This window comes from Burkholderia sp. E168m23, assembly GCF_016586125.1.
In the GTDB taxonomy this organism is placed as follows: Bacteria; Pseudomonadota; Gammaproteobacteria; order Burkholderiales; family Burkholderiaceae; genus Burkholderia; species Burkholderia orbicola.
In genome coordinates, this window is the sequence record NZ_BCPP01000139.1 from 1 (window position 1) to 10,134 (window position 10,134).

The following is a 10,134-nucleotide window of genomic DNA, read 5'->3' on the forward strand; positions in this document are numbered from 1 at the left end:
CGCGACGCGCTCGCCGATCTGTCGGTCGGCGGCGGTCCCGGCGACCCGGCGCTCGACGCCGACTGGGGCGAGCCCGGCCTGTCCGCGGCCGAGCGCGTGTTCGGCTGGAATACGCTCGAAATCCTCGCGTTCAAGGCCGGCAATCCGGAGCATCCCGTGAACGCGATCCCGCCCGCCGCGTATGCGCACTGCCAGTTGCGCTTCGTCGTCGGCACCGACTGGGAAGCGCTGCAGGCGCACCTGCGCGCGCACCTCGATGCGCACGGCTTCGCCGACGTCGAGATCGACGTCGAACGCGGCGCACCGGCGACGCGCGTGCCGCCGGACGATCCGTGGGTCCGCTGGGCCGTCGCGTCGCTCGCGCGCACCACCGGCAAGAAGCCCGCGATCCTGCCAAATCTCGGCGGCACGCTGCCGAACGACGTGTTCGCCGACACGCTCGGGCTGCCGACGCTGTGGGTGCCGCACTCGTACCCGGCGTGCTCGCAGCACGCGCCCGACGAGCATCTGCTCGCGAGCGTCGTCAGCGAGGGGCTGCAGATGATGGCCGGCCTCTTCTGGGATCTCGGCGACGACGCGCCGCCCGTTCGCCGCGCGGCATCCGCCGCGGCCGGCGCCGCCCTGTAACGCGCTTCGCCCCTTTTCACGGGACCTGCACACACGATGAATACGACCACCCTGACCTCGCAGGACGCCGCGCGCCCCAGCGCCGCGAAGATCCGGCGCATCATCTTCGCGGCGTCGATCGGCAACGCACTCGAATGGTTCGACCTGATCGTCTACGGCTTCTTCGCGGTGACGATCGCCAAGCTGTTCTTCCCGGCCACGAGCGAAGCGACGTCGCTGATGCTGACGCTCGGCACGTTCGGGCTGTCGTACCTGATCCGGCCGATCGGCGGCTTCGTGCTCGGCGCGTATGCCGACCGCGCGGGCCGCAAGGCGTCGCTGCTGCTGTCGATCGCGATGATGATGGCCGGCACGCTGCTGATCGCGCTGATGCCGACCTACGCATCGATCGGCATGCTCGCGCCGCTCGGGATCATGCTGTCGCGGCTGATGCAGGGCTTTTCCGCCGGCGGCGAATTCGCGAGTTCGACCGCGTTTCTCGTCGAGCACGCGCCGCAGCGGCGCGGCTTCATGTCGAGCTGGCAGTTCGCGAGCCAGGGCCTCGCGACGTTGCTCGCGTCGGGCTTCGGCGCGCTGCTGACGGCCACGCTGACCACCGCGCAACTCGAAAGCTGGGGCTGGCGCGTGCCGTTCCTGTTCGGCCTCGCGATCGGCCCGGTCGGGCTGTACATCCGCCGCTACGTCGACGAAGGCGTCGAGTTCAAGACGCAGGCGCGCTCCGAAGCGCCGGTGCGCGAACTGTTCGCGGATCAGAAGCTGCGGCTGCTGCTGTCGGTCGGCGCGCTCGTGATCTCGACCGCGATCAACTACATGATCCTGTACATGCCGACCTACGCGATCAAGCAGCTCGGGCTACCCGCATCGACCGGTTTCGCGGCGACGCTCGCGACCGGCTTCGTGCTGACGCTCGTCACGCCGGTCGTCGGCCATCTGTCCGACAGCACCGGGCGAATCCGCATGATGGCGGTCGCGGCCGTGCTGATGCTCCTGACCGTGTGGCCGACGTTCGCGTGGCTCACGCGCCACGCGTCGTTCGCGACGATGCTCGCCGCACTGGTCTGGATCGGCGCGCTGAAGGCGATGTACTGCGGCGCGCTGCCGGCGCTGATGGCCGAACTGTTCCCGTCGCAGACGCGCGCCACCGGGCTCGCCGTCAGCTACAACACCGGCGTCACGCTGTTCGGCGGCTTCGCGCCGTTCGTCATCACCTGGCTGATCAGCACGACCGGCAACCGGCTGTCGCCGGCGCTCTATCTGATGGGATGTGCGCTGCTAAGCCTCGCCGCGCTGTTCGTCGCGCGCACGCGGCTGAAAATGCGCTGACGCGAGAAACGGCGGCGCAGCAAGGCTGCCGCTGAAACCGCCGGACTCGGTGCGACTCGGCCCGTCGCGGCATCGCTGCCGCGCGGGCCGCGCGCCGTTTACGGCGCCGGGTTCGGCTGCCGTTCGTGCAATGCGTCGATCTCTGCGAGGATCTCGTCGGACAGCGTCACGTCGACGCTGCCGATGTTCTCCTTCAACTGCTCGAGCGACGTCGCGCCGACCAGGTTGCTGCGCACGAACGGGCGGCTGTTGACGAACGCGAGCGCCAGTTGCGCGGGCGACAGCCCGTGACGCTGCGCGAGCGCGACGTAACGCGACGTCGCCTCGACGGCTTGCGGCTTGCTGTAGCGCTGGAAGCGCTCGAACAGCGTGATCCGCGCGCCGGCCGGACGCGCGCCGTTCTCGTACTTGCCCGACAGCCAGCCGAATGCGAGCGGCGAATACGCGAGCAGGCCGACGCCGTCGCGATGCGTGAACTCCGACAGCCCGTTCTCGAACGTGCGGTTCAGCAGGCTGTACGGATTCTGGATGCTCGCGATGCGCGGCAGCCCGAGCCGCTCGGCCGCGCGCAGGAACTGCGCGACACCCCACGGCGTTTCGTTCGACACGCCGATCGCGCGCACCTTGCCGGCCTTCACGAATTCCGCGAGCACGCCGAGCGTTTCCTCGATCGGCACCGTGTACGCGTCGTCGACCCACGGATACGCGGGACGGCCGAAGGTGGTCGTGCTGCGATCGGGCCAATGCAACTGGTAGAGATCGACGTAGTCGGTCTGCAGGCGCTTGAGGCTGCCGTCGAGCGCTTCGGTCAGGTTCTTGCGGTCGAACTGGTTGCCCTCGCCGCGAATATGACGCGGATTGTGCGGCTGCCGCGCCGGCCCGGCGATCTTCGTTGCGAGCACGATGCGGTCGCGCTGCGCGCGATGCTGCGCGATCCAGGTGCCGATGTACTGCTCGGTGCGGCCCTGCGTGTCGGGCTTCGGCGGCACCGGATACATCTCCGCGGCATCGATCAGCGTCACGCCGTGTCCGAGCGCGTAGTCGATCTGCTCGTGCGCGTCGCGCTCCGAGTTCTGCTCGCCCCACGTCATCGTGCCGAGACCGATCAGGCTGACCTCGATGCCCGAATCGCCGAGTGTGCGGTATTCCATGCTGTTCCTGTCGCGTCGGTGGAAAGCAGGAACGCTATCACATTGAAGCCACTGCTTCAGATGGGCCCCGCGCACGCTTACAAGCGGCCTTCGGCGCTGCTCCGCACGCTCACGCGCCCGCCCGGACGGGGGTGTCGCCCCCTCCCGTCACTGCGGCCGCTGGATGAAGCAGGTCGCCGACGCGTGCGCGACGATCTTGTCGTCCGGCGTCTTCAGCGTGCCCTCCGCGACACCCAGCGAACGCGACAGGTGAATCACGCGCCCTTCCGCGATCAGCTCGACGTCGCGCGGCACGGGCCGCAGCATCTTCACGTGCAGATCGACGGTGCCGTAACCGACGCCCGCGTCGAGCATCGAATGCACCGCGCACCCGGTGACCGAATCGAGCACCGTCGCGGCGAACCCGCCGTGCACACCGCCCAGCGGGTTCAGGTGCCGGCCGTCCGCCCGCGCCGAAAACTTCACGTAACCGAGCTCGACGTCGAGCGGACGCATCGGGATCGTCTCGGAAATCGATGCCAAGGGCGCGTCGCCCGACACGGCGGCACGCAGCAGGTCGAGGCCAGACAGGGAAAACGGGTTCATCGGGTTGTCTCCGGGTTGAAAGCGCGTCGCCGCGCGAGTAAGTTCTAAATTGGAACTCATTATTGTCAACGATGCCGGCCGTTGTCAACGCGGCCGCGCCCGTTGCGACCGAAGGCGGGTTCTATAATCGAACCCGCTATTTCGCTGAACCGCCGCACGACCGCCGCAAGAGACGAGAGACTCGACGATGAAATGGGATGACATCGGCACGCTGAACTGTTCGGTCGCGCGCACGCTCGCCGTGCTCGGCGACCGCTGGACCATGCTGATCCTGCGCAACGCGTTCCTCGGCTGCCGCCGCTTCGATGCGTTCCAGACCCAGCTTGGCGTGACGCGCCACGTGCTGGCTGAACGGCTGGCGCGACTCGTCGACGAAGGCGTGCTCGTCAAGCGCGCGTACCAGGAGCGCCCGCCGCGCTTCGAATACCGGCTGACCGAAAAGGGGCTCGACCTCTACCCGGCCCTGCTCGCGCTCATGGCGTGGGGCGACCGCTGGAAGGACGACGGCCAGGGGCCGCCGGTGCAATTGCGCCACCGAACCTGCGGGCAACTGATTCACGCGGTGACCGTGTGCTCGGCCTGTGGCGAACCACTCGACGCGCGCGACGTGCAGCCCGAGCCCGGGCCCGGGTGGATCGTGTCCGACGGGGCTGAGGCGTCTGCAGCCAGGGATTGACGGACGCGCTACACGCGGCTCGCGAATGACTGTCTGACGCACTCGCTGCACATACGCTTCGGCCATGGGCCGCATTGAGTCCAGGTCCTTCCAACCGGGGCGCGCGCGTTGCTCGCCACGCAAGCGCCTTGCAACGACGAACGCAATCGCATGCCATCGCGGCCCGATCCGCTATCCGTCGATCGCCCCGCTCGCACACGCGGGCTGCATGACGCAACTTTGCGTCACCCTCTCCACCCGTGCCGATCACCGCGTGGACCAGCGCTTCGCATCCGCACGTGACCGGGCCGCCACGCGTGCGTTACACTCACGGCCCGCTGTCTCGAAATTATTCGCTGTCCAAGATGTTGTCGCGCAATCGCCTCGCCGCCGCCTGTCTCGCCGCTTCCCTGCTCGCCACCCCGTTCGCCGCCTTCGGCAAGACGCAAAGCGAATCGCTGCTCCAGCAAGCGATCGACCTCGTGTCGCGATGGCTGCCGGCTCCCACTCACGAAGCACCCGCGACCCAGGTCGTCGAATCGGCCTTCTCGCCGGACGGCGGCGCCGAGGCGCTCGTGCTGAAAGCGATCGGCGCGGCGCGCAGCTCGATCCGGGTTGCCGCCTACTCGTTCACGTCGCCGCCCGTCACGCGTGCATTGCTTGCCGCCAAGCGCCGCGGCGTCAATGTCGCGGTGGTCGTCGACGACAAGGGCAACCGCGCGAAGAACAGCAAGCAGGCACTGAACCTGCTCGTCAACGCGGGCATTCCGACGCGCACGATCGACGCCTATGCGATCCATCACGACAAGTACCTCGTGATCGACGCCGAGCACGTCGAAACGGGTTCGTTCAACTACAGCGCGTCGGCAGCCAGCCGCAATTCGGAGAACGTCGTGGTGGTCTGGAACAATCCGCAACTCGCGTCGCGCTACCTCACGCACTGGCAAAGCCGCTTCGATCAAGGCACGCCGTACCGCTCCAGTTACTGACGCGCGACACGCGCTCTCGCCCGACGCCCGATCGCTCGCATGCACGCGACGTGTTGCAGATGATCGGCGAGCGCGGCCCGATGTTCAATTCGGCCGAATGGCCAGCATGCCGCGTTGCGAAGCGCCCGTCGCGCGCAACGCCGCCGCATTCAATGGATGTCAGGCCCCCGCCCGGTCGCGATGCCGACATGCGGGCTCGACACACAGCGGTTCGCGTGCTCGTCCGCACTGCTTGCCGCATTCGGCGACAGCCAGGGGGCACCCATCGGCAGCGCACTGCGCACGCAATCGGTACTGAATGTCAGCGTGTCGTGCACCAACGGGTAAAGGAGATACAGCGCAAACGCGAGATAACCCGCGTAAAGAATTCGAACCATGGTGCGATGGGATGCGATGAACGATTGGACTCGTCCTGTTTTACGGCATGGCGACGCGCACCTTGAGGTATCGGCTGCCCGATTCCGCATCAGGACGCAACACGGGGCGATGACACCGGCTTCTCACCGTATCTTCGCCGGCCCTCACGGAGCCGATCCCCGCAGCCGCGAGACGTGCGGCATGGCGATGCATCGAAGAATGCGCGATACTGTCCGACGTACGACCCATGACGGCTCGACGGCCGGGACAAGAGACAAGACCTATGCAAATCGCACCGAAACCGGCCGACGAGGCGGCCCGGCTCGATACGCTTCATTCGCTCTCGATCCTCGATACACCGCCCGAAGAGCGCTTCGATCGCCTGACGCGTCTCGCGCGACGATTGTTCGACGTACCGATCGCCCTCGTCAGCCTCGTCGACGCGAATCGCCAGTGGTTCAAGAGTCATGCGGGCCTCGACGCCACGCAGACGCCGCGCGACGTATCGTTCTGCGCGCACGCACTGCTCTCGGGCGATACGATGGTGATCCAGGATGCACTGAACGACGATCGCTTCCACGACAACCCGCTCGTCACCGGCACGCCCGGCATCCGTTTCTACGCCGGCCGGCCGCTCACCGCACCGAACGGCGCCCCCGTCGGCACGCTGTGCCTGATCGACACGCGCCCCCGCTCGCTCGAACCCGACGAACTCGCACTGCTCGGCGATCTTGCCCACATGACCGAGCGCGAGATCGCCGCGCTGCATTTCGCGACCACCGACGAACTCACGCAGCTGACGAACCGGCGCGGCTTCGAGATTCTGGCCCGCCATGTGCTGAGCCTGTGCGATCGCGTCGGCCGTCACGTCGTGCTGCTGTTCTTCGACCTGAACGATTTCAAGGCGATCAACGACCGCTTCGGTCACGCCGAAGGCGATCGCGCGCTCAAGGCGTTCGCCGAGACGTTGACGGGTGCGCTGCGCGACAGCGACGTCATCGCACGGCTCGGCGGCGACGAGTTCGTCGTGCTGTTGAGCGCCGCCGATCCGGCCGATGTCGCCGAACCCGTCGAACGTGTGACGCAGGCGCTCGCGCAGCGCAACGCAGCCGACGCACGCGGCTATGCGATCCGCTTCAGCGTCGGCCACGTTGCCTATGATCGCGCACGTCATCGCACCGTCGCCGAGCTGCTTGCGTCGGCCGATCGCCTGATGTACGAACACAAGCAGCGCGGCAGGACGGCCGGCGCATGACCGCAGGCGAGCGAAGCGGGCGCGGCGGGATCAACCGGGCGCGCCGCGCTCGGCCACGAGCGTACAAGGCGCCGGTTCAACTGCCGCAGGGCGGCGCGCTGGCCATTGCGTCCGCGATCTGCTCGGGCGTCAGGTCGCGCTGATGCGTCGCCAGCGACCAGCGATGCCCGAACGGATCCTCGACCTGCCCGTAACGGTCGCCCCAGAACATGTCGGCGGCCGGAATCGTGACCGTCGCGCCGGCTTCGACCGCCTTCGCGATCGCCGCATCGGTGTCCGGCACGTACAGATGCAGGCAGACGGGCGTGCCTTTCAGCGCCTTCGGGCCCAGCGCACCATGCTCGGGCATTTCATCCACCAGCATCAGCGTCGAATCGCCAATCGCAAGGCACGCATGCGCGAGCCGGCCGTCGGGCATCGCGAGGCGAAACTGTTCGGTCGCATTGAATGCGCGCTTGTAGAAATCGATGGCCGCGGTTGCACCCGCACAGATCAGATGCGGGGTCAGCGTGCGCATCCCTTCCGGGATCGGCTTGACGGACGTGGGCATGGTGTCGCTCCTTCAGTCGGTTGTCATATCAAAAATCGGGACGGACGCGCGATGCGCACGCCTCCGATGCTACGACGGACGACGCCGACGGAAATCGACACGGTGCCCAGGATTTTTTTGTTCGCCTGACTGATGAGGGCGCAGGACGCCGCATCGGGCGTCATCGGCCCGTTCGGTCGGCCGGTTCGTCCGGCAGGCCGAATTGACGGCGGCAGGCTTCCAGCAACGCGGCCACCGCATCGAGCGGAAGATCGGCAAACCGGGCGATCGGCAGCATCACGCCGCCCGGCACCTTCGTGCGCGACGAATGGGCGGAGAACTGATAGCCGATGTAACGATTTCCGGCAACGCTGACGATCCGGAATCCAGTGACGTCACGCCACGGCGTGACGGGTTTTTCGCGCGCGGAGCCGATCAGCCGGAAGCCCGTCTCGTCGACCTGCAGCGCGAGCTTGCGCCGCGACGAGACGAACAACGCGGCACTGGCCAGCGCCAGCAACACGGCCAGCGCCGCTACCGGCCAGAGCGTCGGGGCAGCCACATAACCACACAAGGTCGCCGCGGCGAGCCCTGCACACACGGCCGCCCTGCTTTTCAGGCTCCGGCTGTCGACTGCCAGCGTGACCGGCAACGAACCGGTGACCGTTCCGTCGACGAGATCGACGTGCCAGCCCGAATCCGTCGTTTCGCGTTCGTCGTTCATTGCCCGCTGGCTCGTGTCGACGGCCGCCGGCCCATCGGCGCGGGCGGCACGCCGGGATTCCGATCCCTGCGCGAATCACGCGCCATTGCGCCGACGTCGGTCAATTGCATACCTTGACGGTACCGTTGGTCGTGCATTGCCCGATGGCCCAGTGGCTCTGCCCTGCCAGACGAGGCGCGACGCCCATGCCGCGAATCGGCGCGGCCGGCGGCGACGAGGCGGGAACGGTCGCCGACGCGGTCTCGGGCGACGGTTGCACGGGCGCAGGCGCGGACGCGGTCTGGCAGGCGGCAAGCGCCAGACAGAGCGCAAATGCCAGCGGGGCGATGGCGAATCTGGAGAGAATCATGAGTACGCTCGCGCGATTCGTTTTGAGTAACGGCCCGCAGTCAGATCTGCGGCAGATCGCGCAACGTGCGCGACTCACTCGTTGCATCGATGTCGAGTTCGATGCCTTCGGACGCATCGCGATACAGCACGCGTTTCAGCCTGGGGCCGATTGCGGTGGTGTCCGATGCCGAGAAGATCGCGCGGACATCGTTACCGGACGCGAGCGCGCGCGCCACGTCCGCCACCGGGGCCTCGCGGGGCGTCGCCGCCCACGAGCGATCGGCCGGGTTCACGGCCGCCCAGCGCACGTGCGTCACGCGCGCGCTGAGCGGATCGATTCGGACACCATTCACCGCAAACGTCGACATCGGCATCTCCCTTGAATTTTTGCGGCCGGCCGCATGCATGCGGCGCGCGGCGCGCTGCGACCAACCCGGATCTCGCCCGCGCGGCGCGCACGGCCTGCGATCGCGTGCGCTGCTTCGGCCAACGCGATTTTCGATGATACATTGGGACGCTTTGCAACCGTCAACAGACGATCGTGTACGGGAGAAACACATGAGCGACGCCTGGGGAACCTTCCCTGCCAGAATGGGCGACCATCAGGCTTTCATCAGCTTCAACCACGGCTTCGCGGAAATCGCCGAAGGCGATCCGCGCACGTCGCTGCTCAGCGTGCGGGTCCCCTTTGTGCATCCATCGCCTGAAGGGCTGCCGACCGGCGACGAATTCGCCGATCTCGCGAAGATCGAGGATCTGCTCGACGCCGCGATCATCGCGAAAGGCGGCGTGCAGGTCGGCCGCATCACCGTCGACGGCAACCGGGATTTTCTTTTCTACGTGCCGTTCGACGAAGAAGCAGCCGCGGAAATCGTCGACTCGCTGGCCGACCAGACGACCTATGCGCTGCAGTATGCCCATCAGGACGATCCGGACAAGACGACATACTGGCAGACGCTCTACCCGACCGACGACGACTGGCAGATCATGCGCGACATGCGCACGCTGGATGGGCTGCGGCAGCAAGGCGACGCGCCCGACGTGAGCCGGCGCGTGATGCACTGGGCATACTTCCCCGACCCGAGCGACGCGCACCAGTTCGCGGACTGGGCCGAAGCGAAAGGCTATCCGGTCGAATCGGTCGCGCCGACCGAAGACGGCAAGTCGGCGGTGCGGTTTTCGCACGAAAGCACGCTGGCGCTTGCCGACATCACGCGCCATACGGTCGCGCTCAGTCGCGAGGTACGCGCGCTCGGCGGGAACTACGACGGATGGGAAACCAGCGTTGAACAGGCAGGTTAAGCGGAGTGCGTGCCGGTTGCGCGTGATGTGACGACACGCATGCGACGCAAAAAACATCCCGGCAGCGTTGTTACGCGCCGCCGGGATCAAGGCATCGCCGGCAACAACCGGCGATGGGCCTGAGGGTTCGCTCAGGCACGAGGAAAGCAATTCGTACGGATCGGGCGAACGGATGTCGGGGTGCGAACGAGTGCCGTCGCGCAGCCCGCCGAACGCCTGTCCGGTTCCGCCGACGCAACCTTCCGGCGTCGAGGGGCAAAAAGCCCCCGCTCCTGCGCGAGCGAGCGGGGAAATGGTTGACCGGGCC

At 67.2% G+C, this 10,134-nt stretch carries 14 protein-coding genes; 6 read left to right on the forward strand and 8 right to left on the reverse strand.

From position 1 onward, the window contains the following. A partial coding sequence (locus tag JMF90_RS10070; RefSeq protein ID WP_201325077.1) for a peptidase dimerization domain-containing protein occupies positions 1-627 on the forward strand: 627 nt, incomplete at its 5' end. Positions 628-663: 36 nt separating this feature from the next. Next, a complete protein-coding gene (locus tag JMF90_RS10075) occupies positions 664-1,950 on the forward strand; it encodes an MFS transporter (protein WP_201316912.1) in 1,287 nt (428 codons plus the stop codon). Between the two features lie 98 nt (positions 1,951-2,048). Here JMF90_RS10075 and JMF90_RS10080 read toward each other — a convergent pair whose 3' ends face one another. Then, the gene (locus tag JMF90_RS10080; RefSeq protein WP_012328428.1) at positions 2,049-3,101 is read right to left on the reverse strand and encodes an NADP(H)-dependent aldo-keto reductase; all 1,053 of its coding nucleotides are present in this window, start codon (positions 3,099-3,101) and stop codon (positions 2,049-2,051) included. Between the two features lie 147 nt (positions 3,102-3,248). Beyond that, positions 3,249-3,686 carry a PaaI family thioesterase gene (locus JMF90_RS10085; protein WP_201316911.1) on the reverse strand — a complete coding sequence of 146 codons (438 nt, stop codon included), beginning with the start codon at positions 3,684-3,686 and terminating at the stop codon, positions 3,249-3,251. A gap of 187 nt (positions 3,687-3,873) precedes the next feature. Here JMF90_RS10085 and JMF90_RS10090 point away from each other — a divergent pair, with 187 nt between their 5' ends. Then, on the forward strand, positions 3,874-4,362 hold the full coding sequence (locus tag JMF90_RS10090; protein WP_201316910.1) for a helix-turn-helix domain-containing protein: 489 nt from the start codon (positions 3,874-3,876) through the stop codon (positions 4,360-4,362). 344 nt (positions 4,363-4,706) lie between these two features. Continuing rightward, complete coding sequence (locus JMF90_RS10095) at positions 4,707-5,330, forward strand: phospholipase D family protein (protein ID WP_012328425.1); 624 nt, start codon at positions 4,707-4,709, stop codon at positions 5,328-5,330. Positions 5,331-5,479: 149 nt separating this feature from the next. Here JMF90_RS10095 and JMF90_RS10100 read toward each other — a convergent pair whose 3' ends face one another. Next, positions 5,480-5,707 carry a hypothetical protein gene (locus JMF90_RS10100; protein ID WP_201325078.1) on the reverse strand — a complete coding sequence of 76 codons (228 nt, stop codon included), beginning with the start codon at positions 5,705-5,707 and terminating at the stop codon, positions 5,480-5,482. Between the two features lie 263 nt (positions 5,708-5,970). On the opposite strand from JMF90_RS10100, the gene JMF90_RS10105 reads away from it, so the two are divergent. Continuing rightward, entirely contained in the window at positions 5,971-6,942 is a 972-nt protein-coding gene (locus JMF90_RS10105) for a diguanylate cyclase (RefSeq protein ID WP_201316908.1), read from the forward strand. 76 nt (positions 6,943-7,018) lie between these two features. On the opposite strand, the gene JMF90_RS10110 is transcribed toward JMF90_RS10105, so the two are convergent. From JMF90_RS10110 to JMF90_RS10125, 5 genes are all read right to left on the reverse strand, one after another. Beyond that, positions 7,019-7,492, reverse strand: coding sequence for a VOC family protein (locus JMF90_RS10110; protein ID WP_012328424.1), 474 nt, complete (start codon positions 7,490-7,492; stop codon positions 7,019-7,021). 23 nt (positions 7,493-7,515) lie between these two features. Next, positions 7,516-7,656 carry a hypothetical protein gene (locus tag JMF90_RS10115; protein ID WP_201325079.1) on the reverse strand — a complete coding sequence of 47 codons (141 nt, stop codon included), beginning with the start codon at positions 7,654-7,656 and terminating at the stop codon, positions 7,516-7,518. Continuing rightward, positions 7,653-8,195, reverse strand: coding sequence for an aspartyl-tRNA synthetase (locus JMF90_RS10120; RefSeq protein ID WP_201316907.1), 543 nt, complete (start codon positions 8,193-8,195; stop codon positions 7,653-7,655). The genes JMF90_RS10115 and JMF90_RS10120 overlap by 4 nt, the downstream gene beginning before the upstream one ends. Positions 8,196-8,295: 100 nt before the next feature. Continuing rightward, positions 8,296-8,544 (reverse strand): hypothetical protein, encoded by a 249-nt coding sequence (locus JMF90_RS40700; protein WP_201316906.1) that lies wholly within the window; start codon positions 8,542-8,544, stop codon positions 8,296-8,298. 40 nt (positions 8,545-8,584) lie between these two features. Next, entirely contained in the window at positions 8,585-8,893 is a 309-nt protein-coding gene (locus JMF90_RS10125) for a hypothetical protein (RefSeq protein WP_011545327.1), read from the reverse strand. 190 nt (positions 8,894-9,083) lie between these two features. On the opposite strand from JMF90_RS10125, the gene JMF90_RS10130 reads away from it, so the two are divergent. Further along, positions 9,084-9,827, forward strand: a complete 744-nt coding sequence (locus JMF90_RS10130) for a DUF695 domain-containing protein (protein WP_201316905.1) — start codon at positions 9,084-9,086, stop codon at positions 9,825-9,827. Positions 9,828-10,134 lie beyond the last annotated feature (307 nt).